The 25,085-nt window shown below is 59.9% G+C and carries 23 protein-coding genes; 13 read left to right on the top strand and 10 right to left on the bottom strand.

The window, feature by feature from the left end; genetic code table 11:
* Window position 1: 1 nt before the first annotated feature.
* Window positions 2–295, top strand: a complete 294-nt coding sequence (lptM, locus tag B9Z37_RS14785; RefSeq protein WP_108313478.1) for an LPS translocon maturation chaperone LptM — start codon at window positions 2–4, stop codon at window positions 293–295.
* On the top strand, window positions 292–1,590 hold the full coding sequence (gene lysA / locus B9Z37_RS13150) for a diaminopimelate decarboxylase (protein WP_108313477.1): 1,299 nt from the start codon (window positions 292–294) through the stop codon (window positions 1,588–1,590). Before lptM ends, lysA begins: the two co-directional genes overlap by 4 nt.
* Window positions 1,591–1,600: 10 nt before the next feature.
* Here lysA and B9Z37_RS13145 read toward each other — a convergent pair whose 3' ends face one another.
* The 3 genes from B9Z37_RS13145 to msrP all read right to left on the bottom strand — a co-directional run bounded on the left by B9Z37_RS13145 (window position 1,601) and on the right by msrP (window position 4,686).
* Window positions 1,601–2,929 (bottom strand): HipA domain-containing protein, encoded by a 1,329-nt coding sequence (locus B9Z37_RS13145; RefSeq protein WP_205872596.1) that lies wholly within the window; start codon window positions 2,927–2,929, stop codon window positions 1,601–1,603.
* 91 nt (window positions 2,930–3,020) lie between these two features.
* On the bottom strand, window positions 3,021–3,629 hold the full coding sequence (locus tag B9Z37_RS13140; RefSeq protein WP_108313475.1) for a protein-methionine-sulfoxide reductase heme-binding subunit MsrQ: 609 nt from the start codon (window positions 3,627–3,629) through the stop codon (window positions 3,021–3,023).
* Between the two features lie 61 nt (window positions 3,630–3,690).
* Window positions 3,691–4,686 (bottom strand): protein-methionine-sulfoxide reductase catalytic subunit MsrP, encoded by a 996-nt coding sequence (msrP, locus tag B9Z37_RS13135; protein WP_108313474.1) that lies wholly within the window; start codon window positions 4,684–4,686, stop codon window positions 3,691–3,693.
* Window positions 4,687–4,778: 92 nt separating this feature from the next.
* Between msrP and B9Z37_RS13130 the strand changes: the two genes are divergently transcribed.
* Window positions 4,779–6,254 (top strand): sensor histidine kinase, encoded by a 1,476-nt coding sequence (locus B9Z37_RS13130; protein WP_108313473.1) that lies wholly within the window; start codon window positions 4,779–4,781, stop codon window positions 6,252–6,254.
* A gap of 76 nt (window positions 6,255–6,330) precedes the next feature.
* Window positions 6,331–6,711, top strand: coding sequence for a response regulator transcription factor (locus tag B9Z37_RS13125; protein ID WP_108313472.1), 381 nt, complete (start codon window positions 6,331–6,333; stop codon window positions 6,709–6,711).
* Window positions 6,712–6,741: 30 nt separating this feature from the next.
* On the opposite strand, the gene ccsB is transcribed toward B9Z37_RS13125, so the two are convergent.
* The 3 genes from ccsB to B9Z37_RS13110 all read right to left on the bottom strand — a co-directional run bounded on the left by ccsB (window position 6,742) and on the right by B9Z37_RS13110 (window position 11,001).
* Window positions 6,742–8,055 (bottom strand): c-type cytochrome biogenesis protein CcsB, encoded by a 1,314-nt coding sequence (gene ccsB / locus B9Z37_RS13120; protein WP_108313471.1) that lies wholly within the window; start codon window positions 8,053–8,055, stop codon window positions 6,742–6,744.
* The gene (locus B9Z37_RS13115) at window positions 8,052–10,187 is read right to left on the bottom strand and encodes a cytochrome c biogenesis protein ResB (protein ID WP_108313470.1); all 2,136 of its coding nucleotides are present in this window, start codon (window positions 10,185–10,187) and stop codon (window positions 8,052–8,054) included. Before B9Z37_RS13115 ends, ccsB begins: the two co-directional genes overlap by 4 nt.
* A 184-nt stretch (window positions 10,188–10,371) precedes the next feature.
* Entirely contained in the window at window positions 10,372–11,001 is a 630-nt protein-coding gene (locus tag B9Z37_RS13110; protein ID WP_108313469.1) for a c-type cytochrome, read from the bottom strand.
* Window positions 11,002–11,097: 96 nt separating this feature from the next.
* Between B9Z37_RS13110 and yihA the strand changes: the two genes are divergently transcribed.
* On the top strand, window positions 11,098–11,841 hold the full coding sequence (gene yihA / locus B9Z37_RS13105; protein ID WP_407067239.1) for a ribosome biogenesis GTP-binding protein YihA/YsxC: 744 nt from the start codon (window positions 11,098–11,100) through the stop codon (window positions 11,839–11,841).
* A gap of 52 nt (window positions 11,842–11,893) precedes the next feature.
* Window positions 11,894–12,865, top strand: a complete 972-nt coding sequence (locus tag B9Z37_RS13100; protein WP_407067238.1) for an alpha/beta fold hydrolase — start codon at window positions 11,894–11,896, stop codon at window positions 12,863–12,865.
* Here the strand turns inward: B9Z37_RS13100 and B9Z37_RS13095 are convergent.
* Together B9Z37_RS13095 and B9Z37_RS13090 are read right to left on the bottom strand one after the other, a co-directional pair.
* Window positions 12,859–13,725: an LpxL/LpxP family acyltransferase gene (locus B9Z37_RS13095; RefSeq protein ID WP_108313468.1), complete on the bottom strand. Its 867-nt coding sequence runs from the start codon at window positions 13,723–13,725 to the stop codon at window positions 12,859–12,861. The two genes, B9Z37_RS13100 and B9Z37_RS13095, sit on opposite strands and share 7 nt — an antisense overlap.
* A gap of 12 nt (window positions 13,726–13,737) precedes the next feature.
* Window positions 13,738–14,571, bottom strand: coding sequence for a lysophospholipid acyltransferase family protein (locus B9Z37_RS13090; RefSeq protein WP_108313467.1), 834 nt, complete (start codon window positions 14,569–14,571; stop codon window positions 13,738–13,740).
* A gap of 230 nt (window positions 14,572–14,801) precedes the next feature.
* On the opposite strand from B9Z37_RS13090, the gene B9Z37_RS13085 reads away from it, so the two are divergent.
* The 5 genes from B9Z37_RS13085 to B9Z37_RS13070 all read left to right on the top strand — a co-directional run bounded on the left by B9Z37_RS13085 (window position 14,802) and on the right by B9Z37_RS13070 (window position 19,223).
* Window positions 14,802–15,386 carry a helix-turn-helix domain-containing protein gene (locus tag B9Z37_RS13085; protein WP_108313466.1) on the top strand — a complete coding sequence of 195 codons (585 nt, stop codon included), beginning with the start codon at window positions 14,802–14,804 and terminating at the stop codon, window positions 15,384–15,386.
* Window positions 15,387–15,539: 153 nt separating this feature from the next.
* Window positions 15,540–15,827, top strand: coding sequence for a co-chaperone GroES (gene groES / locus B9Z37_RS13080; protein ID WP_019426307.1), 288 nt, complete (start codon window positions 15,540–15,542; stop codon window positions 15,825–15,827).
* Window positions 15,828–15,923: 96 nt separating this feature from the next.
* Complete coding sequence (groL, locus tag B9Z37_RS13075) at window positions 15,924–17,573, top strand: chaperonin GroEL (protein WP_108313465.1); 1,650 nt, start codon at window positions 15,924–15,926, stop codon at window positions 17,571–17,573.
* A gap of 131 nt (window positions 17,574–17,704) precedes the next feature.
* The gene (locus B9Z37_RS14370) at window positions 17,705–18,160 is read left to right on the top strand and encodes a hypothetical protein (RefSeq protein ID WP_146179740.1); all 456 of its coding nucleotides are present in this window, start codon (window positions 17,705–17,707) and stop codon (window positions 18,158–18,160) included.
* Between the two features lie 94 nt (window positions 18,161–18,254).
* The gene (locus B9Z37_RS13070; protein WP_167394393.1) at window positions 18,255–19,223 is read left to right on the top strand and encodes a cupredoxin family protein; all 969 of its coding nucleotides are present in this window, start codon (window positions 18,255–18,257) and stop codon (window positions 19,221–19,223) included.
* Window positions 19,224–19,295: 72 nt separating this feature from the next.
* Here the strand turns inward: B9Z37_RS13070 and pgi are convergent, their stop codons facing one another.
* Window positions 19,296–20,828: a glucose-6-phosphate isomerase gene (gene pgi, locus B9Z37_RS13065; RefSeq protein WP_108313463.1), complete on the bottom strand. Its 1,533-nt coding sequence runs from the start codon at window positions 20,826–20,828 to the stop codon at window positions 19,296–19,298.
* 213 nt (window positions 20,829–21,041) lie between these two features.
* Window positions 21,042–21,989 carry a transaldolase gene (gene tal / locus B9Z37_RS13060; protein ID WP_108313462.1) on the bottom strand — a complete coding sequence of 316 codons (948 nt, stop codon included), beginning with the start codon at window positions 21,987–21,989 and terminating at the stop codon, window positions 21,042–21,044.
* A gap of 338 nt (window positions 21,990–22,327) precedes the next feature.
* On the opposite strand from tal, the gene zwf reads away from it, so the two are divergent.
* Together zwf and B9Z37_RS13050 are read left to right on the top strand one after the other, a co-directional pair.
* Window positions 22,328–23,791 carry a glucose-6-phosphate dehydrogenase gene (gene zwf, locus B9Z37_RS13055; RefSeq protein WP_108313461.1) on the top strand — a complete coding sequence of 488 codons (1,464 nt, stop codon included), beginning with the start codon at window positions 22,328–22,330 and terminating at the stop codon, window positions 23,789–23,791.
* 331 nt (window positions 23,792–24,122) lie between these two features.
* Window positions 24,123–24,968: a MurR/RpiR family transcriptional regulator gene (locus B9Z37_RS13050; RefSeq protein ID WP_019429835.1), complete on the top strand. Its 846-nt coding sequence runs from the start codon at window positions 24,123–24,125 to the stop codon at window positions 24,966–24,968.
* The last annotated feature ends 117 nt before the right edge of the window (window positions 24,969–25,085 follow it).

Below are 25,085 nucleotides of genomic sequence, written 5' to 3'. Positions count from 1 at the left end.
CATGTTGAAGGTATTGAAGATTCTAGTCACGGCGCATGCCCTTGTTGGCGGTGCGGCGATGTTGACTGCTTGCGGCCAAAAAGGCCCCCTGGTTTTGCCCAGCACACCCGAGTCTGTCGGGCGAGCGACCTTGCCTCAAACCTTGAAGCTGTGGCCGGCCTCACCGGGATCCAATGCACCCACGGTGTCGCCCAGCACAACAACCGAAACGAATGCCCCCGTGGCTGCACCGGCTGGTGCACCTGCCACAGCCCCCCTGACTGCACCCGAGGCACCCGCTGCCGCCCCAAAATGAACGCTATTGCCACCCCCCAAGGCCTGCCAGGCCAACCTCACATTGCTTACCAAGGCGATCAGCTCATGGTCGAATGCGTGCGCTTGTCCGACCTGGCCCGCGAGCACGGCACCCCGCTTTTTGTCTATTCCAAAGCGGCCATGTTGTCGGCACTGGCCGCCTACCAGCGCGGCTTTGCCGGGCGCAAGGCCCAAATTTGCTACGCCATGAAGGCCAACTCCACCTTGGCAGTGCTGCAGGTCTTTGCCGATGCCGGTTGCGGTTTTGACACCGTCTCAGGTGGCGAACTGGCCCGCGTGCTGGCGGCAGGCGCTGACCCAGCCAAGGTGATTTTTTCGGGCGTGGGCAAAACACGCGCTGAGATGAAACAAGCCCTGCAAGTGGGCATCGGCTGCTTCAACGTGGAAAGCGAAGCCGAACTCGATGTGCTCAGTGAAGTGGCGGTCAGCTTGAATCTGAAAGCATCGGTCAGCTTGCGCGTGAACCCCAACGTGGACGCGAAGACCCACCCCTACATCTCGACCGGGCTCAAGGGTAACAAATTCGGCATCGCCCACGAAGACGCCCTGCGCGCCTACCGCCATGCCGCCAGCTTGCCCGGCCTGCAGGTGGTCGGCATCGACTGCCACATCGGCTCACAAATCACCGAAACCACACCCTATCTGGACGCGATGGACCGCGTGCTGGATTTAGTAGGTGAGATTGAGGCGGCAGGCATCCCGATTCAGCACATCGACTTTGGCGGCGGCCTGGGCATCAACTACAACGGCGACACGCCGCCCGAAGCCGATGCGCTGTGGGCACAGTTGCTGGCCAAGCTGGATGCACGTGGCTACGGTCAGCGCCAGATCATGATCGAGCCAGGCCGCTCGCTGGTGGGCAATGCCGGCGTGTGCCTGACCGAGGTGCTGTACCTCAAACCCGGTGAGCAAAAGAACTTCTGCATCGTCGATGCGGCCATGAACGATTTGCCCCGCCCAGCCATGTACCAGGCTTTTCACCAGATCGTGCCTGTCACCCCTCGCGCAGGTTCTGTCACTGCGGATGGCACCGTGTACGACATCGTCGGCCCGGTGTGCGAAAGCGGCGACTGGATCGGCAAAGACCGCCAGCTGCAGGTAGCAGCAGGTGACGTGCTCGCCGTGCTGTCGGCCGGTGCTTATTGCATGAGCATGGCCAGCAACTACAACACCCGGGGTCGCGCTGCCGAAATTTTGGTAGACGGCACAAAAGCCCACCTGATCCGCCAGCGCGAATCGGCATTCGACACCTTTGCGCTGGAACAGCTGGTCTGATCTGGCTGCATCACAGCCCGGCAAACCGGGTTTTCAAACGCTGCGCATTGCCTCCGCATACAGCCTGCAAGGCAGACCCCAAGGTGTCCATGACCGCAGCACGCTGCCAGTAATCCACCGCCCAGTCCCGCGCTGCATCGGCCTGGGCGGCGAAACCGGCCAAAACCGGGGGCTGGCGCAAGGGGTCAGCATCCAGACTGCCGCTGTGGATGCTGGGGCGCCACATCATGGGCAGCATGTCGTAGATCGGGGCCACTTCAAAACGGGGGCGGGCCACGTTGTCCACGAAAAATGACAGGTTGCCAAAGTGCATGTCGGTGTTGCCGATGAACTGACCAAACAGAAAAGCCTGCGCCGCAGTGTCCACGCCTTGCGGACTCAGCAAGGCTTGCCCCTGTAGCGCACGGCAGGTGCCCACCCAGTGCTGGCGCGGCGCACGGACAAAGTGGTCATGCACGGCCGCAGCGGCCACCAGATGGCGGTAGCCAAACAGTGCACTGCGGTCAAAACGCTTCGACAGCAAGAAAGTGCGTGTGGCCGTTTCCACCATCCGGGTGTCGGCACAGGCCACACCATGACCCTGCAACACATCCAAAGCCAATTTTTCAAGGTGGAGCAAGGCGTGCCAACGCTCACCAAAAGGCGTACCACGCGGCGGGCTGAACTTGACGATCCAGCGTGTGCCGTCGGGTTCACGCAGCAAAAACTTTGGCTGTTCACCCGCCGCCGATGATCCTGCGGGCAGGCTGATGCCGGCCTGTGCCGCCAACCGATCACACGCATCGGCCAGAGTTGGCGCCTCGCTGCGCACAGCGCCAGGCACCGACAGGGCGGGGCCATCCACCCCGAATGCCCCGCTCGGGTCGCGCACATGGTTGACCACAAAGTAGAGCAGCTGCGCCAATGACCAGCGCTCGGGATCGGCCGGAAAGTCGGGCCGCAAACGGGCCAGTTCACGGCCCAAAAAGCCCTGGGGCTGCAGCGGCGTCAGGAACCAGGGCAGGCCGCCTTGCGTCAACCACTCGTGCGTGCCACTGCGCACATGCACCCTGTCACCGCTCAGGTAAGTCAACTCACCAAAGTGCTGTGGCACCCCGTCAGGCCCGTTGCACAGCAGCGCGTGACGGGCGGGCAAGCCCTGAATGCTTTGTGTCAGTGCATAACGCGAGCTGCGTGCAGCCCCTAGGCGGTGCACCGCCCCGTTCGGCTGCCCCAGCCCCAAAGCCTTGAGTGCCAGCGAAATGCTGGGCTGGCTCTTGCCTGTGGCCACCTGCAATTGGGCAGCGGTCAGCTCTGGCGTCCTCGCCAGCAGCTGGTGCACAGCCGTTTGAAGGGGCAAATTAGCATCATTCATTAATAGATACTTTAACCCAAACCCTTATCAAACAACCATATTTTCAAAAATCAAGGGTTTATCGTTGATAGATAAATCACTGGTTTGACCACCGCCTCGAACCTCGCCAGACCCGCCACCCGAGCAAGCTCGCCAGCACGCCCGCATAGACCAGCACCTCGGCAAAGTTCTGTTTGCCCGAGCGCATCCACCAAAAATGCACGATGGCCAGCACCGCCACGGCATACACAGCTCGGTGCAACGCTTTCCAGCGTTGGGCACCCATCCAGCGGATGGCGCGGTTGAAAGATGTGGCGGCCAGCGCTGACATGACCACGAAGGCGGTAAAGCCCACCAGAATGAAAGGCCGCTTGGCGATGTCACGGGCGATATCGGCCCACTCAAAACCCATGTCAAACCACGCGTAGCCCAACAGGTGCAAGCTGGCATAACCAAAAGTCAGCACCCCCAGCATGCGCCGATAACGCAGCAATTCGGGCCAGCCCATCACCGTGCGCACAGGCGTCACGGCCAAGGTCAGGCACAAACCGCGCAGCGTCCAGTCACCCAAGGCTCGGATCAGGGTTTCAGCAGGGTTGGCCCCCAGCTGGTCTTGCACGGTTTGTATGACCAAGCTCACCAAGGGCAGCAGACCCACGACCAACATCACCCACCAAGCAGCGGGGTGCCGCAGCCACGCTCTCATCGGGTCAAAGCTGTGGCCTGTGTCAGGACCACTGCGCTGTGGGTGACTTGAGCCGCACACATCAGAAGAACTTCTTCAAATCCATGCCCGCATACAGCTGACCAACTTGCGCTTCATAGCCATTGAACATCAGCGTTTTGCGTTTTTTGGCCAGCAAGCCGTCTTCACCAATGCGCCGCTCGGTCGCCTGGCTCCAGCGCGGGTGGTCCACATTCGGGTTCACATTGGAATAAAACCCGTATTCTTGCGGTGCGGCTTTTTCCCACGACGACACAGGCTGCTTGTCGGTGAAACGGATCTTGACCAGGCTTTTCCCGCTCTTGAAACCGTATTTCCAAGGCACCACCAAGCGCAAAGGCGCACCGTTTTGCTTGGGCATGACTTCGCCATACATGCCAAAGGCCAGCAAGGTCAGGGGGTGCATGGCTTCATCCATGCGCAGGGCTTCGACATAAGGCCAGTCCAGGGCGCCACCGCGCACACCCGGCATGGTCTTGGGGTCCGCCTGGGTGATGAACTCCACAAACTTGGCACCCGGCTGGGGTTCCACCTTGCGGATCAAATCGGCCAGCGAATAGCCGATCCACGGAATCACCATCGACCAACCTTCCACGCAGCGCAGGCGGTAAATGCGCTCCTCCATCGCGCCCCACTTCATCAAGTCTTCCAAATTCACGCGCCCAGGCTTTTTGACCAGGCCTTCGATCTCCACCGTCCAGGGCTGAGTGACCAGCGTGTGGGCACGTTTGGCCGGGTCGGATTTGTCGGTGCCAAACTCGTAGAAGTTGTTGTACGTGGTGGCGTCTTTGTAGGCCGTGAGTTTGTCCATGGTCAAGGCACCGGGCACAGCCGACGGCACCGAGGCCAGCGCAGACAACTGGCCTGCACGCGGCGTTTGCGCATGGGCCTCCCGAACGCCCCAAGCGGCCAAGGCCAAACCCGCTGAGCCACTGGCCAAATTGCGAATGACGTCGCGCCGTGTCTGGTAGACCGATTCAGGGGTGATTTCGCTGTTGATGCTGTGCTGAAATCCCGACTTGTCTGACTGAATGATCATGGGCGATCCTGGTTTGGACTGAAAATAGCTGTGTATTCTGAACTTTTTCCAAGACCTTCGCCCGAGCAACGTCTGTCACTCAAGGAGCCCCCATGCATCCTGCGATCGGCCTGCTGATCCAAGTGGTGATTGCCATCCACATTGCCCTGCCCTTGGGCACCTGGTTGCTGTTGTCTGGTCGTCGCAATGACACGACACGGCTGTGGTTCGTCAGCATCTCGGTCTACAGCCTCTCCGTGTGTTCCATTGCTTTGCGGCCTTTGGTGTCGGAATACCTGTCGTATGTCGTGGCGTGGACCGGCGCCTGCGCCTCCTGGCTGCTGATGATCGAGACGTTTCGGCGTGAGTTGAATCTGAAGCCTTGGCGTTGGCCGTTCATGGCAGTCCCCACGACCGTGTGGTCGGGCTTTTTGGTCTGGCTGTATGAAACCGGCGATGTGACCACCACCGGTGTATTGGTCTATTCGGCTGTTTTTTTGGGCTTGAATGTGGTGCTGTCTCGCCTGGTCTGGCAACTCAGGCGCACTTTCCCCAGCCGGAGTTTGGTCATGATTCAAGGGGCTTTTGCCATCCATGCAGCCGCCTACCTCAACCGCCTTGCCCAATATGCATCCACTGGCCAGTTGGAGTATTTGAATGTTTTTTCTTTTTCATGGGTCAGCAATCTGGTCACCTTGTCCACCATCCTCGCCATGGCCTTGATTTGTTTCGGTTACTGGGGGTTTTCTCTCGAAAAATCGAATGCAGAGAAAAAATACGCGCAGCAAGGTCAACGTGAAGCGATGGCAGAAAGCGAGGCCATGCGCACACTGGTCAAAGAGCGTGACCAGTTGTTGATGCTCAACGCCCGGGTGTCGGCCTTGAGCAGCCTGTCTTCTTTTTCGGCCATGCTGGTGCATGACATCAGCCAGCCACTGCAAGCGTTGGAATTGGGCTTGTACGACCTGCAAGGCCGACTCTTGCCCCTACAGGAAGCCCCTCAACTCAAACCCCGCATTGACGAGCTGATGGTGCTGTCTGGCAAAGCCAGTGAGATGGTCAGCAGCTTGCGGCGCCTCATGATCCGGGGGCAAGACCAAATGGACGATGTGGATTTGCACAAAGCCATCCAAGCTGTTTTCCCGATTTTGCAAGGCGAAGCCACTCAGCGAAACATCGACATTCGGCTCTCCAGCCACTTGCCCCCAACCCGTTCGGTGCAAGCCAACGAAGTGATGCTGCAGCGGATCGTCTTCAACCTGGTCGCCAATGCCATGGATGCCTTGAGCGAACTGAAGCCGCTGCGCCCTGGCATCGCCATCGAGCTTCAACAGCAGGCCAAAGACGGCAAGAACTGGGTGGTTTTGCAAATTCAGGACAACGGCCCCGGTCTGCCCGACGAATTGCTACGGCAACTGACGGGGCCCGTGGCCTCCAGCAAAGCCCAAGGCTCCGGACTGGGTTTGTTGCTCACGCAAAGCATGATCCGGCTTTGGGGAGGACACACAGCCATGCGGAATTTATCGCCCCCCACAGGAACTGGCGCATGGATTGAGTTGTGGTTGAGGCCCTCAGAACCCGTGACCTGAAAGTCAAGACAACGCTGCAGCACCCGTGCAAACCTGCACGGCAAAAATTACAATTGGCAATTTATACAGTTTCAAAATGCGCAAACCAGGTCTGGTCCATGTGGTGGATGACAACACGGACATCCGTCGAATGCTGGCCTTGGTCCTCGAAAGCCAGGGTTACACCGTTTGCCTCCATGACGGCGGTGCGGCTTATTTGGCCTCGCCACCTTCTGACGCGCCGCATGTGATGCTGCTGGATGTGCGCATGCCGGGCATGAGTGGTCTTGAGTTGCACGCCAAGCTCAAGGAAAGCGGCAACGACATTCCTGTCATCTTCATGAGCGGAGAGAGCCAAGCCCATGAAACACAAGCCGCCAACAGTTTGGGCGCAGTGCACTTTTTGTGGAAGCCCTTCAACACCCAGGAGATGCTGACGGTGATTGACCAAACCCTGACCGGCCAGCCAGCGCCCTGATGCAATAGGACGCAGTGTCGGCCAGGTGCATCACAGCGTGCCGTAGCTGTGCAGGCCGCTCAGAAACATGTTGACGCCCAGGAAGGCAAAGGTCGTCACCACCAAACCCATCAGCGCCCACCAGGCAGCCACCGTGCCACGCAAGCCCTTCATGAGCCGCATGTGCAACCAGGCTGCGTAGTTGAGCCAAACGATCAGGGCCCAGGTCTCTTTCGGGTCCCAGCTCCAGTAGCCACCCCAGGCCTCGGCCGCCCACAAGGCACCCAGCACTGTGGCGATGGTGAAGAAGGCAAAACCCACGGCGATGGATTTGTACATCACATCGTCCAGGATTTCAAAAGACGGCAGACGCTCGGCAATGCGGCGGCGACCGAACAAAATGCCTGCGACGATCAAGGCCGAAATGCCGAAATAAACCATCCAATAGCCGCTGCCACCTTCGGTGGGTGACTTGCGGAACACCACAGGCTCAAAGCACAAGACGATGCCCAAGAGCCAAAGGGGTGCGAGCTTGTACCACCGGGTTTCACCCGCTGTTTGCTTGATCAGGTAGGCAAACGCCACCATCGCCGCCAGCGCAAAAGTGCCATAACCAATGAAGTTGGCGGGCACATGCAGCTTCATCCACCAGCTCTTGAGAGCGGGTACCAAAGGCTGAATGGCATGCGCCTCTCGCACCAGGGTGTACCAAAGCAAAAAGCCAACCGCCGCGCTGACCACCAGCATGACAAAAGCGCCCAAAGCGCGGGTGCGGTAATGGTCTTCGTAGTACAGGTAAAAGCCCGCCGTCATCCAGCAAAACATGACGAACACTTCGTACAGGTTGCTCACCGGGATATGGCCCACATCGGCCCCGATCAAGTAACTCTCGTACCAGCGCACCATGGTGCCGATCAAGGCCAGAGCCACGCCGACCCAGGCCATGCGGCTGCCCAAAGTTTCAAGGGTGTCGCCCTGCCCACGAATGAACATGCCCGCCCAGTAAAACACGGTGCTGATGAAAAACACCATGCTCATCCACAAAATGGCAGATTGGCTGGACAGAAAATACTTGAGCCAGAACACCTGCTCGGCCTGGGCCAAATCGCCTTGGTAGGCGTTGATGGCGAACAAGGACAAGCCCGCCACCACCAGCATCAGGGTGCGCAAGGGACGCCAGAACCAGGCCAATGCCACGGCAGCCGGCACACTGGCCACCAAAATGCCTTGCTCGTACACGTCCATCGCCTGGCTGTAACGGCTGAAGGCAAACAGCATGCCCAGCAGCGCCAGCACCGCAAAGCCCCAGTCAAGGGCACTGCGGCGAGAGAAGTAACCGGGGTTCAAAGTCACAGTAGTCGTCATTGGTTTTTCTCGGGACGTCCCAGCAAACGGGCACTCAGTTGGTCAAATTCACGGTCCATGTCAATGGTTTTGCGATTAGACGACAGGGCCAAGGTGACCTGCGTGCCCTCGCTTGGCTGCTTGGCTTGTGGAGCCAGCCACACCCACAAGCGCCGCTCGCGCACATAGAGCATCGCAAAAACACCCAGGATCAGGAAAAAGCAACCCAGATAGACCACATTTTTGCCCGGGGCTCTGGCCACCTGGAACACACTGGCCTGGACCTGCTTGAAGTCTTTCAGCAAAAACGTCATGGGCGCGGGATAGAAAGGCGCATCGGACAGCGCCAGCACCGCCTGCGACATGAAGCCCTGCACCTTGTCTGCTGGCAATGGCTTGGCCCCTGCTTGCTCACGCGCCACGGCGTCCAGGTCCAGCAAGGCCCCATTCAAAATGCGCACAAACATCTCGCCCGCACGGGCTCGCTCGGCCTCAGGCACATTGGCTTCCAAAAAGTCAGCCAAGGCCTGCAAGCCGGCCACTTTTTTGCCTTTGACCTCTTCCTGTCCGGCAAACAGGCCCAAAGCACGGGCCGCCGAACCGGCCAATTGCTGCGTCAACTCTGGCCGCTTCGGGTCAACCGCCTTGCGGGCGTAGCGCTGAACCGCACGCTCACGCAGCGCGGGGTCTGCCAAGGCGGCGCGCAAACGCACAAAACCGTCCAGTTTGTCGTTTTCATCGGCTGGGGGGCGCAGGTAACGGTAAGGCTCAGCGGGACTCGCGCGCATGCCCAGCAAAAACACGGGCACCCCATCGCCTGCATCCACAGGCAGCATGTAATTGTTGTATTCACGGGCCTGGCCCGCGGCATCGCGCAGTTTGTAGCTCACGCTTGGGCCCACATTGCGCAGTTCTTTGGTTTGGGTGGTCTTATGCCCCGCGCCCATGCGCTGGTCAATGGCGCTGCGCAAATCGACTTTGCGCACATCGACGCCCTGTCCTTGTGGGCCGTTGCCCGACATGTTCTCCACATTGATGACGCGAAGGCCTGTGAACTCCAAGCTCATTTTTTCGGGGCCATTGGTCAGCTCGGTGCTGCCGCCAACCGTGCCATCCACATCAAAAGCGCGGGTGGCTGCCGTCATGGGGACGGCCTGCAACTTGACGCTGGAGCCACCGTCATCGAAGCTGGATTGGTAAATTTCGATGCCCTTGAAGCTGACCGGGTGGTTGACCTCGACGCGGGCTTCCTTTTTCTCGCCCGTGGCTTTGTCGTGGATCACGATGTCGCTGGCAAACAACTTGGGCATGCCCGTCGAGTAGTACTCGACAATGAACTTCTTGAGTTCAATGGCAAAGGGCAGCTCTTGCAACAAGATGCCACTGGACTGGCTCAGGATGGCAGTGGCAGAGGCCGTGTCTTCGGCCACCATCAGGTTGCCCCGAAACGCGGGGTTGCGCTCCGACAGGCGGTGCTGCGCAGGCACATCAGCAATCAGGCCACCACCACTGTAAACAGCCTTGCCGCCAAACCACATCTGGGCACGCACGATCAAATCGCCATCGAGTAAGCCGCCCACGCACACCAGCACAATGGCCGAGTGCGCGGCAATGTAGCCCAGCTTGTTGGCCGCCCCCGCCTTGGCCGCCAGCATCCAGCCGGTGCCTTGTGGGGTCTCGCGCGATTGCAGCTTCACCTTCCAGCCGCCCGTAGCCAACAAAGCCCCCAGGCGATTCGCCGCCGCTTCGGGCGTTTCGTGCAGCGTGCCTTCTGCCTTGTGGTGAAAAGCCTTGAGACTTTGCTCACGGATGTTTTCTTTGTAAGTTTTGAGATCGGCCAAGATCTTGGGGGTGTTGCGGGCAATGCACAAACTGGTGCTCAGCACCAGGAACGCCAAAATCAGCAAGAACCACCAGGCGCTGTACACCGAGTTGAGCTTCATGGCCGCAAAGAATTCGGCCCAGAATGGCCCGAATTGGTTGACGTAATTCGAGGCGGGTTCGTTTTGTTTGAGCACCGTGCCAATGACCGAGGCAATGCAAATGACCGTCAGCAGCGAGATCGCAAACCGCATGGACGACAACAGTTCCAGCAGTGCTTGCCAGCGGGGTGAGCCCCGTTCGGATTCGGGGCTGGAAGCAACAGACGTCATGGTGCAGAAGTGTCCACAGGCAAACAAAAGCGGGCCACAGCCCGCCACAAACAAAAAAGGCCGGATATCCGGCCTTGATGGGTCACGTCACAGCCGGGGACCCGATTGTGGCTCAGCCTGCTGAAGGCCGAATGAAGACCTCATGCGTCCAAGGGATAACCCCTAGGCGAGGTCTGAACCGCGCTCAGCGCAGACCGGCCATGTAGTCGGACACGGCCTTGATTTCGCGGTCGTTCATCTTGGCGGCCACTTGGGTCATCTGGATGCTGTTCTTGCGAACGCCATCACGGAATTGCACCAACTGGGCGGCGGTGTAGTCGGCGTGCTGGCCTGAAATGCGGGGGTATTGGGCAGGCATGCCAGCGCCGTTGGGCGAGTGGCAGCTGGCGCAAGCGGCGATCTGGCGGTCTGGAATGCCACCACGGTAGATGCGCTCACCCAATGCCACGGTGTCTTTTTCTTTGGCAAAACCAGGCTTGGCTTGCTTGGAAGCGAGCCAGTAGCTGATGTTGCGCATGTCGTCGTCGCTCAAACCGGCCACCATGCCACTCATCACGGCGTTGGCGCGTTTGCCCGATTTGAATTCTTGCAACTGCTTGATCAGGTATTCGGGGTGTTGCTGCGACAGTTTGGGGTTGACCGGGGTGGTCGAGTTGCCGTCGGCGGCATGGCAGGCCACGCACATGGCAAAAGCGGCTTCGCCTTTGGCCAAATCGGGTTTGGCCACCACCGGCGCAGGGCCAGCGGCCAATGCAGAGCCCGCCACAAAAGCGGACAAGGTGGCGGACATCAGGAGAGAAACAATTGACTTCATGGTCGTCGTCCAAAAGTTGGAAGAATGGGCGCAAAACTCAAGGATTCTACAATGAGGTCTGCGTCAGTTTCCTGACGACCCAAGGCCCCCTGATTTATGAGCTCCAGCCCCCGCGTTTCCAAGCCCTCGCCCCAACCCGCGCCCGCCACCCCTCCAGTGGTCACGCCCATGGGCTGGATGCACACCGCACGCTTTCTGACCACCGCCGCGCAACTGCACCATTTGCCCGCGATGGACACCCCCGAAATCGCCTTTGTGGGCCGCTCCAATGCGGGCAAATCCACCTGCATCAACACCCTGACCCAGAAAAAGCAGCTGGCCTTTGCCTCTAAAAAGCCCGGCCGCACACAACACATCAACCTGTTCGCTTTAGGCAAACAAGGCATCACCGACGCCGTGCTGGCTGACTTGCCTGGCTACGGCTATGCCGCTGTGGCCAAGATGGACAAACTGCGTTGGCAGCAAGTCATGGCCAATTACCTGGTCAGTCGCGAAAACCTCAAGGGCATTGTGATGATGTGCGACCCACGCCACGGCTTGACTGAGCTCGACGACATCCTGCTCGAAGTGATCCGCCCGCGGGTCGAAGAAGGCTTGAAGTTTTTGATCATCCTGACCAAGGCCGACAAACTGACCCGAGCCGAGCAGGCCAAAGCCTTGTCGATTGCGCGACTGCAAGCCGGTGGCGGCGAGGTGAAACTCTTTTCGGCCTTGAAAAAACAAGGCGTGGACGAGGTGGCCAAGCTGCTGTGGGACTGGACCCACCCAGCCGAAGGCGCAGCGCCTGCACCCGTTTCCTCCGAACCACCCGAAGAAGAACCCGAAGCCCTGGACGAGTGAGCCTGAGCCGTTGAAGGCACCGGATCACCGCCTTACAAGAAGTGATCCGCCCGTGCAAAACGCTCCTCCCGCCATCGAAACTTGGCAGCAAGATCTGCCTCACGGCATCACACTGAGCTGCCGCGCATGTGGCGACAAAGGGCGACCCGTGATGATGTTCCTGCACGGTTTTCCTGAAGCCGCTTGGGTCTGGGACCCATTGCTGGTCCACTTTTCAAAACCCGAAAACGGCGGCTACCGCTGCGTGGCCCCCCATTTGCGTGGCTATGAACGGTCCAGCGCCCCAGAAGACGTCAAGGCCTACCGGGCCAAGCACCTGGTGCAGGACATCGTGGCCTTGATCGACGTGGCATCAGGCGAAGCCCCATTGGCCGCTTTGGTGGCCCACGACTGGGGCGGCGCTGTGGCCTGGAGCCTGGCCAACCAACACCCCGAACGCCTGCGCCAGCTGGTCATCGTCAACTCCCCCCACCCTGGCCCCTTCCTCAAGGCATTGCAAAGCCACCCGGCGCAACAAGCCGCCAGCGCCTACATGAACTTCCTGGTCCAGCCCGATGCCGCAGCGCAACTGGCCGCCAACGACTATGAACGATTGCTGGACTTTCTGGATGGTCATGACAGCGAACTGCCCTCACTCACGCAGCCGCAAGCTGCGCACGCGCCTGAACCCGCCCGCTGGCTCACCCCCGAAGTCAAAGAACGCTACCGCCAGGTCTGGCGGCACGGACTGCAAGGCGGGCTCAACTATTACCGGGCTTCGCCCCTGCGTCCCGCCACGGCGCAAGACCCGGGCGCATCGGTGGTTCAGATTCCGCCGGAAGCCTTGCACATCGGCGTGCCCACACTGGTGCTCTGGGCGCAAGACGACGTCGCTTTGTTGCCCTGCCTGACCGAAGGTTTGGCGCTGCATGTGCCTGATTTGAAACTCGTGCCCATTGCCAAAGCCAGCCACTGGGTGGTGCATGAAAAGCCCGGGCGAGTGATCCGCGAAATCACCGGTTTTCTGACGCCCCCCGGTCAGTAAACACCAGGCTCACCCTCGGGCCGGGTCTTCAAGCGCTTGTGCACCCAGTAATACTGCTCGGGCATGGTGCGCACCCAGCCGGCCAGCAAGGCGTTCATGCGGACCGTGTCTTGCGCCAGGTCGGCGCTCGGGAAGTCGACCAGCGGCGCATGGACTTCAATGTCATAGCCCTGCGGCGTCATGCGCGTGACCACCGGCACGACACGCGCACCACCCACCCTTGAAAACCGCGACAAAGAGGGCACGGTGGCCGCTTGTTCGACCCCCATGAAAGGCACAAAAATCGACTCGCCACGACCAAAGTCCATATCGGGTGACAAATGCAAGGGCTCGCCCTTCTTGAGGCCCGCCAAAATCTGTCGCACCCCTTCGTGCCTGAAATAAGGTCGCGCGTTGCCTGAGCGCTCTCGCCCATGCCGAACCCATGCTTCCACTTTGGGATTGGACTGTTTGACAAAAATGAAGGCCACGTTGCGAGGCACACACCAGCCCACCGCCAAGCCCCCCGCATCGAGTCCCACAAAATGCGGGGCAAAAACCACCAGCGGACCTGGGGCGGTCAAGGCGGTCAAATCGCCCACATACCTGAGCCGGCCCCGCGCCACCGCCTCCGGCGCATCCCACAGCCATGAACGGTCCAGCACCGACTGCCCAAAGGCCAAAAAGTGCCGATAAGCCAGGGCCTGACGCTCTGCCTCGGTCAGCTCGGGCATGCACAAGCGCAAATTGACGCTGACAATGTGCCTGCGTTTGCGCGCCAAATGCCACAACAACCAGCCCAGCCCAGCCCCCAGCGCCCTGACCCAAGACAAAGGAAGCCGCGCAAACAGGCGCATGACAGCAATCAGCAAATTCACCATGTGTTCAACAGATCAGTCCGATGCGGGTCGGGGGTGTTTGTAACGGGCATAACCCCAGATGTACTGCGATGGGCACTGCAGGATCAAGGACTCCATGGCCTGGTTGATCTGCACCACGGCGGTGTCCAGATCGGCTGAAAGGGCATGGCCCAGCGCTTGGGTGTGCAAGCGGTAACCGCGCCCCCAAGACAAGCGTTCGCCCCAGATCAGCACCACCCGGGCACCGGTTTGCAAAGCCAGCCGGGCAGCCAAGGTCATGGTGTAGGCCGGTTGGCCAAAGAAGGGGGCCCACTGCCCCATGCCCTCAGGCGGCACCTGGTCAGGCAACAACCCCACAGCGCGGCCTGAACGCAAGGCCTTGATCATTTGCCGCACACCCGCCAAGGTGGTGGGCACCGCTTCCAGGCCCGGGCGCTGGCGCGCCAAGCTCATGACTTCACCCAAACCGGCATGGCGGGCGGGACGGTACAGCACCGTCAAAGGTCCATGTTGTGCAGAAAAACGCAAGGCCAGCGCCTGGGCTGTGATCTCAAAACACCCCATGTGCGGCGTCAGGAACAACACACCTTGACCGCTGGCATAAGCCTCCACGGCAGCGCGGTCATCGGCCCACGCCAAGTGTGGCGTGCGGCCCAGCCACAAGCGTGGCAGCTCGGCCGACATGCGCCCTGCCTGTCCAACCGCACCCAGCACGGCGCGCCATCCCAGGCCGGCCTGACGCACGTTGTCAAGAAACCTGCGTCTGTAACGCCCCGAAAAACACCAGGCCAGCCAGCCCCCCACGCTGCCCATAGCGTGCAAAGCCCACAAAGGCCAACGGGAAAAAAAGCGGAACCAACTCAACATGGGGGGTGATTTTGCCCTGAACTGGCACACGACCCCGCAACAAGGCACAAGAAAGAGGGGGACACCAGACAAATGTCGCCCCGCCACCCTGGCCCTCGTGGCGGGTCTACCTGTTTTTGTTCACCCAACTACCAGTTCACACCCCGCCACGGCTGGCAAACGGGCCATAACATCCAAACAGCCCAAAAAATTCAAACCCGATCTTCTGTGCCCCTCTTGAGGAATTCGCGATGAAAAACAGCAACATCAACCAAGCCTACTTCAGCACCAGCCAAACTGCCAAGATGCTGGGCCTGTCAGTGGGCACTGTCCAGCGCATGGTGGAAAACGGCATCTTCAAGGCCTATGTCACCCAAGGCGGGCACCGGCGAATCCTGTCGTCGTCCCTCACCCAGTATTGCAAACAACAAGGCTTTTCAGGCCCGCAGGCCACACCCGAAAAACCACTGATCTGCATCCTGCACGACAGCGCACACGTCCCGCCAGCTTTGGGGCAGTTGGGGCAGTGGGACCATGTCAAGCTCATCACCCACCCCCTGGATTTGATGGGCATTCAGCAACATGTGGGCACTTTCTTCATCGATGCCCGGATTCCCTGGCTGCACAATGCGCCGCTGCACCTGCAAGACACATTGATGCAAAACGCCCACATCGTGGTCTACAACAGCACACACCTGCCCTCGGGCAGCCCCCTGCATCTGGCCCAAAAACTCAACCTGTTTGACTGCGACATCAGCACCGATCTGGTCTATGGCTACATGCTGGGCAGTGCCCACGTCAGCAACGACGCCACACACCGCCCGACCAGCCAGTAAAAAGTGCCGGGCACTTGAAACAAGGCCAAATGCCCTTATCATTAGCACTCGAAGGCAGGGAGTGCTAACAGTCATTCCCCCTCAGATTTCAGCAGCACCCGTTTTTTCAGGTGCTTTTGTTTTTCAACCCTTGTTTCAAATCCAGGAGATTCCATGAAACTGCGTCCTTTGGGCGATCGCGTGATCGTCAAGCGTATCGAAAGCGAAACCAAAACAGCTTCGGGCATCGTGATCCCCGATTCCGCTGCTGAAAAGCCTGATCAAGGTGAAGTCTTGGCCGTCGGCCCAGGCAAGACCAACGACAAAGGCGAGACCAAAGCCCTGAGCGTGAAAGTCGGCGACCGCGTGTTGTTCGGCAAGTACAGCGGCCAGACCGTCAAGGTCGGTGGCGACGAGCTGCTGGTCATGAAAGAAGAAGACCTGTTCGCAGTTGTCGAGTAATTGACCCCTGGTGGGTCCTCCGTGCGCAAGCGCAGACCCGCCAACCCGTAGATTCCCGCCTTCACGGGAATGACATTCAAGATTAGGAGCTTAAAAATGGCAGCAAAAGACGTAATTTTCGGCGGCGAAGCCCGCGCACGCATGGTTGAAGGCGTGAACATTTTGGCCAACGCGGTCAAAGTGACTCTGGGCCCAAAGGGTCGCAACGTGGTTCTGGAGCGCTCTTTCGGCGCCCCCACCGTGACCAAGGACGGTGTGTCCGTGGCCAAGGAAATCGAACTCAAAGACAAGTTGCAAAACATGGGCGCGCAGATGGTCAAGGAAGTGGCTTCCAAGACTTCTGACAACGCTGGCGACGGTACAACGACTGCCACCGTGTTGGCCCAAGCCATCGTGCGCGAAGGCATGAAGTACGTGGCCGCTGGCATGAACCCGATGGACCTGAAGCGCGGCATCGACAAAGCAGTGACTGCTTTGATCGAAGAGCTGAAGAAGGCCACCAAGGCCACCACCACCAGCAAAGAAATCGCCCAAGTCGGTTCGATCTCTGCCAACAGCGACACCAGCATCGGCGAAATCATCGCCAACGCCATGGACAAAGTGGGCAAAGAAGGCGTGATCACTGTGGAAGACGGCAAGTCTTTGAACAACGAACTCGACGTCGTTGAAGGCATGCAGTTCGACCGCGGCTACCTGTCGCCTTACTTCATCAACAACCCCGAAAAGCAAGCTGCTTTGCTGGACAACCCCTTCGTGTTGTTGTTCGACAAGAAAATCAGCAACATCCGCGACTTGTTGCCTACATTGGAAGCCGTTGCAAAAGCTGGCCGTCCTTTGTTGATCATTGCCGAAGAAGTTGAAGGCGAAGCCTTGGCTACTTTGGTGGTGAACACCATCCGTGGCATCTTGAAGGTGGTGGCTGTCAAGGCTCCAGGCTTTGGCGATCGTCGCAAAGCCATGTTGGAAGACATCGCCATCTTGACCGGCGGCAAAGTGATCGCTGAAGAAGTGGGCTTGACCCTCGAAAAAGTGACTTTGGCCGATCTGGGCCAAGCCAAGCGCATCGAAGTGGGCAAAGAAAACACCATCATCATCGACGGCGCAGGTGCTGCTGGCGACATCGAAGCCCGCGTCAAGCAAGTGCGCGTGCAGATCGAAGAAGCCACTTCTGACTACGACCGCGAGAAGCTGCAAGAGCGCGTGGCCAAGTTGGCTGGCGGTGTGGCCGTGATCAAGGTCGGCGCTGCCACCGAAGTCGAAATGAAAGAAAAGAAAGCCCGCGTTGAAGACGCTCTGCACGCTACACGCGCTGCTGTGGAAGAAGGCATCGTGGCTGGTGGCGGCGTGGCATTGCTGCGTGCACGTCAAACAGCTGGCACCATCAAAGGTGACAACGCTGACCAAGACGCTGGTATCAAACTGGTGTTGAAAGCCATCGAAGCCCCATTGCGCGAAATCGTTTACAACGCTGGTGGCGAGCCATCCGTTGTGGTGAACGCTGTGTTGGCTGGCAAAGGCAACTACGGCTTCAACGCCGCCAACGACACCTACGGCGACATGATCGAAATGGGTATCCTGGATCCTACAAAAGTGACCCGTACTGCTTTGCAGAACGCCGCTTCTGTGGCTTCTTTGATGCTGACCACCGAGTGCATGGTTTCGGAAGCCCCGAAAGACGACGCCCCCATGGGCGGCGGCATGCCTGACATGGGCGGCATGGGTGGTATGGGCGGCATGGGCATGTAATGGCCCCGCCGTCTGGACTGAGGGTTTAGGCCCTCACCCGGCCAAGCACAAAGCCCCGCAAGGTGAAAGCCTTGCGGGGCTTTTTTGTTGCGTGCTCGCGCTTGCACCCCATGAACCGATAAGATCTTGGCATGCGCAGTTGTTCGTGGATCTGGATCTGGCTGCTGGTGCTCAAGCTGAGCTTGGGTTCGGCCATGGCCATGCCTGTTTCATCGGCTTCGCAAACGCATTCGCCAACAACCCCGATGCATGCCTCTTGGACGACAGCGCATCCTGAGGCGGAGGCCGTGCAACACAGCCATGGCCATCCGCTTGCTCAAGCGCCACAAGCCTTTCTGGCCGGGCCTGACTGCCACGGTCATACCGCCCATCCTGCGGATAAGCCTGCCACCCTGGACAGTCCCAACTCGGGCAACCCCCATACACCCTGTGCAGACCATGCCGACTGTCACCAGTGCTGCGCCATGGGGTTGGGCCAATGGACAGGCTTGGCGCTGAACACAGCGCCATCCGCGCACCCGATGCCTACCCCAAGGGGCTGGCAAAGCGCCAGTTTGCGCCCTGTCTTGCGCCCACCCATCGCCTGAACGCGCTACCCCTCTTTTCACGTTCTGCGCGGGCCAAGTCCTGCGCGGCAGATGGTTTTCAACGCGCAGCCCAAGGCCGCGCATGGATGGACGCATGACTTCTTCTTTTCAACAACAGCACGGGGCGATGCTGCTCAAGTATTCGGGCATCAGCTTCATTTCAGGGGCCGTGAACCACGGCTTTTTCAGCGGGACACGCTCCCTTTGGACGGCGGCCATTGGCATCGTTTTGTTTGTGCTGGGGGCTTGGCTGGAACACCGGCTGGGCCCAGCAGACACTGACACACCACGAACAGGTTTGCTGCAGACCTTGGTGCTGGGCACTTTGCTCTCCATTGGCCTGGGGTTTTTCACGGGTGGGTTGCAGCACTTTCCAGACTCACCCGCCCGCAGCGCATGGGTGGTGCCGCTGGGCTTTTTCATCTCGGTCCTGGCTTTGGGGCTGAGTGCACCTGGCCATTGGCCAAGGGCTGCCACGGTGTATGTGCTGGTGCTGGGCACGGCCGTGACGGCGGGCAGCTGGGCCGCCTGGCAATGGTTGGAACGCCACCCCGACTGGGCCGCCACGGGTGGGCACAGCCACGGCGAGGCCGCTGCAGCAGACGAGCACCAAGGGGCCTTGGCCGCAACCGGGCCACACGACCCAGTTCTGGCCCAAGTGGTCACCCGCAGCATGGCAGTGAACATGGACGACCAAATGCGCTTCACGCCCAGCCAAATCGAGGTGCAAGCCGGTGAAACCATCCGTTTTGTGGTCAGCAACTCGGGACGCACAGCGCACGAAATGGTACTGGGCAGCGACGAGGACATCAGCGCCCACTCAGAGGCGATGAAACAGGCTGCCGCAAAAGGTGCAGCAAGTGACAGCGCTCACCACCACAGCACAGGTGCAGCCATCAGCGTGGCTGCCGGGGAAACCGGCGAATTGGTGGTGACCTTTTCGAAGGCCACACGCTTGCAAATGGCCTGCCTGATCCCGGGTCACTATGAGGCGGGCATGCGGGGAACGGTAAGTGTTCAGGCGGCCCAGGAGGCTCACGACCACAGCGCGCACAAGCATTGAGCCCGCCCTGCTTGGGCTGTGTTGTCTTGCATTATTGGGGCGCCCTGCCCTCAGGGCGATGTCTTCAGGGCTTCAACGAATGCGCTCGAGCAGTCCAGCACTTGAAGCATCCAACCCGGTGACATCGCCAGAGGCCATTCGGGCATGGATGTCTTTGGCCAGCACCTTGCCCAGCTCCACCCCCCACTGGTCAAAGCTGTTGATGCCCCAGACCGAGCCACTCACAAACACGCGGTGTTCCTGCAAGGCGATGAGCGCCCCCAAACTGGCGGGCGTCAGCTCATCGAGCAGCAAGAAGGTGCTGGGCCGGTTGCCGGTGAAGTGCTTGTGCCCGCCTGCGTCAGTCTGGCCCAGCATCAGCGCCTGTGCCTGCGCGATCGCATTGGCCAGCAGCAGCTCGTGGTGGTCGGCCAAATTGTGCGTGGGCTTTTTAACGGCCATGAACTCCAGCGGCACGATGTCGGTGCCTTGGTGCAGCATCTGAAAATAAGCATGTTGGCCGTTGGTGCCCGGCTCGCCCCACAGCACGGGCGAGGTGCCGTACGGCAGCGCCTGGCCGTTGCGGTCCACGCGCTTGCCGTTGCTCTCCATCTCGAGCTGCTGCAAATACGCGGGCAATCTGCGCAAAGCGCTGTGATAAGGCGCAATAGAGCGGCTGGTGTAATTCAAAAAGTTGCGGTACCAGACGTCCAGCAGGCCCAGACGCACCGGCAAATTGGCTTCGAGCGGCGCGGTCTGAAAGTGCTGGTCCATCGCGTGCGCCCCGGCCAGCAGGTCTTTGAAACCCTGCGCGCCGATGGCGATCGCCACCGGCAAACCAATGGCCGACCACATGGAGTAACGCCCGCCCACCCAGTCCCAAAAACCGAAGGTGGTGGTGATACCGAACTCGGCGGCTGCAGCCACGTTGGTGGTGAGAGCCGCAAAGTGGCGAGCCACATCAACGCCACCTTGCGCCTTGAACCACTGCAAAGCCGAACGGGCATTGGTCATGGTCTCTGTGGTCGTGAAGGTTTTGGAGGCGATCAAGAACAGGGTGTTCTCGGCCTTCAGGCCCTTGAGCACACCTGCCAGCTCATGGCCGTCCACGTTCGACACGAAGTGAAAACGCTTGCCCGGGATGACGACGTCTTGCAAGGCTAGGACGGCCATTTGCGGCCCCAAATCAGAGCCACCGATGCCGATGTTGACCACGTCGGTGATCTGCGCATCGGCCCGGATCTGCTCGGCATAGGCCAACATGGGAGCCAAGGTGCCATGCACCAGCGTCAGCGGCTCGGCCAGCGCACCACCCAGACTGCCTTCGGGCTGGCGCAGCAGCCAATGCATCACGGCTCGGTCTTCGGTGTGATTGATGGCCTCACCCCGAAACATGGCGTCGCGGTGGGATTCAAGCCCGGTCTGGCGGGCCAGCTCTTGCAGCAAGGCTTCTGTCGCGGTGTCCACATGGTTTTTGGACAGGTCAGCGAACACGTATGGGGCTTGCTGGCTCAGGGTGTAAGCACGCTGGGCATCGGCAGCGAAGGCCGTGCGCAAGTCAAAACCAGTGGTGTGTTCGGCATGGGCCGTCAAGGCCTTCCAGGCCGGGGTTTGGTCACAACGCATGGGGATCTTTCAATGGATTTGATCTAAAACAGGCTTCTGGTGGTTTTGTCATTCGCGAGCAAGGGCTCGCTCACACAAGAATCAGGCCACGGGGAAGGACTTGATTCCAGTGCGAGCGAGGGGTAGGTCGGTGGCTTCAGCCCCGACATGGACCTGTGCCAAGTCCACACACGTCGGACCTGAAGGTCCGACCTACCAAGACACACCCAGATTTCAGGCTTTCTGCATCAGGTCTTCGAGCTTGACGGCATCGGCACAGAAGGCACGGATACCTTCTGCCAACTTTTCGGTGGCCATGGCGTCTTCGTTCAGCGCCAGGCGGAACGCCGCTTCGTCATAGGCCACGGCAGGCAAGTCCATGGTTTGGGCAGCAGTCGCGTCCAGCGACAAAACCAAAGGCGCGTCGGTGGCGGCCAGCTGCGCCAGCAGTTCGGGGCTGATGGTCAGTAAATCGCAGCCAGCCAGCGCGGTGATCTGGCCGATGTTGCGAAACGACGCGCCCATGACTTCGGTGGCAATGCCGTGCTTTTTGTAGTGGTTGAAGATGGCCCGCACCGACTGCACACCCGGGTCATTGGCCCCGGCCTTGGCGGCTTCGTCCCAGGCAGCGCCAGCGGTCTTTTTGTACCAGTCGTAAATGCGGCCAACGAATGGCGAGATGAGTTGCACCTTGGCTTGGCCGCAAGCCACCGCCTGGCAAAACGCGAACAGCAGCGTCAAGTTGCAGCGGATACCCTCGCGCTCCAGCTCGGCGGCGGCTTGAATGCCCTCCCAAGTCGAGGCGATCTTGATCAGCACGCGCTCACGCGGGATGCCCTGCGCTTCGTACAGGCCCATGATGCGGCGCGCACGCGCCACGGTGGCGGCGGTGTCAAAGCTCAGGCGTGCGTCCACTTCGGTCGACACGCGGCCCGGAATGGTCTTCAAAATTTCACAACCAAAACGCACCAGCAGGTGGTCCATCACCACGTCCAGCGGCTGCCCCCGGTGGGCGGCCACGGTCTCGGCCAGCAAAGGCGCGTATTCGGGCTTTTGCACAGCTTTGAGGATCAGCGACGGGTTGGTGGTCGCGTCTTGCGGCTGGAATTGGGCCAGTTGCTTGAAATCGCCGGTGTCAGCGACCACGGTGGTGAATTGTTTGAGGGCGTCAAGTTGGTTCATGGCGTTTTATACAAGTTGCAAAAGTAGTCACAAAGTCGGATGGCCTGGCCTGTCATGCCCGAGCTGATCGGGCATCCCTGCTTGAAACAAGCTGGACCCCGGATCAAGTCCGGGGTGACAGACATTTATCAGGGTGACAGACATTTATCAGGGTGACAGACATTTATTGGGCTGGCAGGCATTCATTGTGCTGGCAGGCATTCATTGGGGTGGATGCCGTTTCAGCAGCGCGTCGTTCCCTCGGCTGAAATATTTACCCGCGATTTGAAAGCTGGCTTGAATTATCAGTGAAACAAAGTTACATTACAAATCAATTTTTCATGTAACTCAAGAACATCATGGCTTTTGATTTGGTTTTCTTTGGCGGCACGGGCGATCTGGTCTGGCGCAAACTCATGCCTGCTTTGTTTCAGGCTTACCGTCACGACACCCTGCCCGAGGGCGGCCGCATCATCGGCGTGGGCCGCGACGACCTGACGGACGAACAATACCGCCAGCAAATCCAGTCGCGCTTTGAACAAGTCGAAGGCGACAAGCGCCCCAACCCCGAAGAGTTCGCCCGGTTTGCCAGCTTGCTGTGCTACGTGCGCATGGACCTGTCCAAACCCGAGTCGTATGCCGCGTTGTCTGCCCGCCTGGCCGAACGCGAAACCGACACCGTGGTGATGTATTTGTCCACCGCACCCAGCCTCTTCACCACCGTCTGCGAACAACTGGCGGCCAACGGCTTGAACACCGCCAAGACCCGCATCGTGCTCGAAAAACCGCTGGGCCACGACCTGGCCTCCAACCGCAGCATCAACGAGGCGGTGGGCAAGGTCTTCAAAGAGCAGCAAATCTTCCGCATCGACCACTACCTGGGCAAGCCCGCGGTGCAAAACCTGTTTGCCATGCGCTTTGGCAACGCCTTGTTTGAGCCGCTGTGGCGGCGCGAACACATCGCCAACATCCAGATCACCATGTCGGAAGAGCTGGGCGTGGAAAAGCGCGGCGGCTTTTACGAAACCACCGGCGCACTGCGCGACATGGTGCAAAACCACGCCCTGCAACTGCTGTGCGCCATCGCCATGGAGCCCCCCATCAACGCCCACGCCGATGCGATCCGCGATGAAAAACTCAAGGTGCTGCGCGCCTTGAAACGCTGGACGCCCGAAACCCTAAGCCAGCACGTGATTCGCGGCCAGTACAGCGCCGGCAATGTGTTCGGCCACGCTGTGCCAGGCTACCGTGAAGAACAAGGCGTTAGCCCCAGCAGCAGCACCGAAACCTTTGTCGCGCTGCGCACCGAGATCGCCAACTGGCGCTGGGCAGGCGTGCCGTTTTACATCCGCACGGGCAAACGCATGGCTTCGCGCGAGGCGCACATCGAGATCAACTTCCGACAAACACCGCACGAAATCTTCAAGAGCCCCGTGGGCCACGCCAACAAACTGGTCATCCACCTGCAACCCAAAGACGGCCTGGAGCTGCACCTGTTTGCGCAAGGCCAGAGCAAGCGCGGCGAAGGCAGCGGCGGCGCCACCCTGAGCCCGGTCCACCTGGATCTGGACTTTGACAAGCGCTTTGGCAGCCAACGCGTGGGCGCTTACGAGCGCCTGCTGCTGGACGTGCTCGACGGCCGCCTGAACCTGTTCGTGCGCAGCGACGAACAAGAAGAAGCCTGGCGCTGGGTCGAGCCGATCCTGCAGCACTGGAAAAACGACAGCATCGGTCCCCGACCTTATGCCGCTGGCACCTGGGGCCCCAGTGCATCGAGCGCCATGATTGCGCGCGACGGGTTTTGCTGGAGTGAAGAGATCTGATTCGCCCGAATGCCACCCCCGCCATGCCCCAAGAAGTGTCATCCCCGGCCTGCAGCAGGAAGCGTCATTCCCGACTCACCCTAGAAATGTCATTCCCGACTCACCCTAGAAATGTCATTCCCGACTCACCCTAGAAATGTCATTCCCGACTTGATCGGGAATCCATGGATCCTCGGGTCAAGCCCGAGGATGACAAACCTGAAAAATCTTCAGCTCAAACCCGCGGATGACAAACCTGAAAATTCCTCAGCTCAAACCCGCGGATGACAAACCTGAAAAATCCTCAGCTCAAACCCGAGGATGGCAACTTAATTTCCACGAAAGGCACACCATGCTCGAACGAATCAAGGCTTCTTTGCCCTCTCTGGCCCCGGCCGAGCAACGCGTGGGCAAGCTCGTGCTGGCAGACCCCAGAGCCTTTGCCAACTTGCCGGTCACAGAATTGGCTGACCGCTCGCATGTGAGCAAGCCCACCGTGGTGCGCTTTTGTCGCAGCATGGGCTACGACGGCTTGTCGGATTTCAAACTCAAGCTGGCCGGCAGCGTGAGCGAGGGTGTGCCCTTCATCCACCGCAGCGTGGACGTGGACGACAAGACCAGCGACATCGCGGTCAAAGTGATCGACAACACCGTGGCGGCGTTTTTGAAGTACCGCAACGACGCCAGCTCGTTCGCGCTGGAGCACGCCGCGCAAGCGCTGGCGGCCACCCAAAAAACCAACCGCCGCATCGAGTTTTATGGCGTGGGCAACTCCGGCATCGTGGCGCAGGACGCTCAGCACAAATTCTTCCGCCTGGGCGTGAATGCCATCGCCTACAGCGACGGCCACATGCAGGTCATGAGCGCATCCATGCTCAAGCCGGGCGACTGTGCGGTGATCATCTCCAACTCCGGCCGCACCCGTGACCTGATGGACGCCTGCGACATCGCTAAAAAACAAGGCGCCACCACGATCGTCATCACCGCCAGTGGCTCGCCGCTGGCCAGCGCCGGGCACATCCACCTGACGGCCGACCACCCCGAGGGCTACGACAAATACAGCCCCATGGTCTCGCGATTGCTGCACCTGTTGATCATCGACATCCTGGCCACCACCGTGGCCCTGCGCATTGGCGAGGAACTGCAGCCCAATCTGCGGGACATGAAAAACAACCTGCGCAGCAAGCGTTACACCTGAGCGGGCATTGGACGTAGCCCTACCGATTTGTCATACCCGCGCACGCGGGTATCCATGGCTGACAAAGGCATAGACCCCCGATCAAGTCGGGAGTGACGAGAGTTTGTCATACCCGCG

It is taken from the genome of Limnohabitans parvus II-B4, assembly GCF_003063455.1.
GTDB classification, from domain to species: domain Bacteria; phylum Pseudomonadota; class Gammaproteobacteria; order Burkholderiales; family Burkholderiaceae_C; genus Limnohabitans_A; species Limnohabitans_A parvus.
Note: the sequence above shows the minus strand (reverse complement) of the source record. Positions and strands in the feature narration are given on the sequence as shown.

Coding starts and splice junctions, on each gene's coding strand:
- B9Z37_RS13085 (WP_108313466.1), top strand. CDS start 14,802: ATGAAAAACAGCAACATCAACCAAGCCTACTTCAGCACCAGCCAAACT.
- B9Z37_RS13110 (WP_108313469.1), bottom strand. CDS start 11,001: ATGAAGTCAATTGTTTCTCTCCTGATGTCCGCCACCTTGTCCGCTTTT.
- B9Z37_RS13130 (WP_108313473.1), top strand. CDS start 4,779: ATGCATCCTGCGATCGGCCTGCTGATCCAAGTGGTGATTGCCATCCAC.
- zwf (WP_108313461.1), top strand. CDS start 22,328: ATGGCTTTTGATTTGGTTTTCTTTGGCGGCACGGGCGATCTGGTCTGG.
- tal (WP_108313462.1), bottom strand. CDS start 21,989: ATGAACCAACTTGACGCCCTCAAACAATTCACCACCGTGGTCGCTGAC.
- B9Z37_RS13125 (WP_108313472.1), top strand. CDS start 6,331: ATGCGCAAACCAGGTCTGGTCCATGTGGTGGATGACAACACGGACATC.
- ccsB (WP_108313471.1), bottom strand. CDS start 8,055: ATGACGACTACTGTGACTTTGAACCCCGGTTACTTCTCTCGCCGCAGT.
- B9Z37_RS13095 (WP_108313468.1), bottom strand. CDS start 13,725: ATGGTGAATTTGCTGATTGCTGTCATGCGCCTGTTTGCGCGGCTTCCT.
- groES (WP_019426307.1), top strand. CDS start 15,540: ATGAAACTGCGTCCTTTGGGCGATCGCGTGATCGTCAAGCGTATCGAA.
- lysA (WP_108313477.1), top strand. CDS start 292: ATGAACGCTATTGCCACCCCCCAAGGCCTGCCAGGCCAACCTCACATT.
- lptM (WP_108313478.1), top strand. CDS start 2: ATGTTGAAGGTATTGAAGATTCTAGTCACGGCGCATGCCCTTGTTGGC.
- groL (WP_108313465.1), top strand. CDS start 15,924: ATGGCAGCAAAAGACGTAATTTTCGGCGGCGAAGCCCGCGCACGCATG.
- B9Z37_RS13115 (WP_108313470.1), bottom strand. CDS start 10,187: ATGACGTCTGTTGCTTCCAGCCCCGAATCCGAACGGGGCTCACCCCGC.
- pgi (WP_108313463.1), bottom strand. CDS start 20,828: ATGCGTTGTGACCAAACCCCGGCCTGGAAGGCCTTGACGGCCCATGCC.
- B9Z37_RS13090 (WP_108313467.1), bottom strand. CDS start 14,571: ATGTTGAGTTGGTTCCGCTTTTTTTCCCGTTGGCCTTTGTGGGCTTTG.
- B9Z37_RS13050 (WP_019429835.1), top strand. CDS start 24,123: ATGCTCGAACGAATCAAGGCTTCTTTGCCCTCTCTGGCCCCGGCCGAG.
- yihA (WP_407067239.1), top strand. CDS start 11,098: ATGAGCTCCAGCCCCCGCGTTTCCAAGCCCTCGCCCCAACCCGCGCCC.
- B9Z37_RS13070 (WP_167394393.1), top strand. CDS start 18,255: ATGACTTCTTCTTTTCAACAACAGCACGGGGCGATGCTGCTCAAGTAT.
- B9Z37_RS13140 (WP_108313475.1), bottom strand. CDS start 3,629: ATGAGAGCGTGGCTGCGGCACCCCGCTGCTTGGTGGGTGATGTTGGTC.
- B9Z37_RS14370 (WP_146179740.1), top strand. CDS start 17,705: ATGCGCAGTTGTTCGTGGATCTGGATCTGGCTGCTGGTGCTCAAGCTG.
- msrP (WP_108313474.1), bottom strand. CDS start 4,686: ATGATCATTCAGTCAGACAAGTCGGGATTTCAGCACAGCATCAACAGC.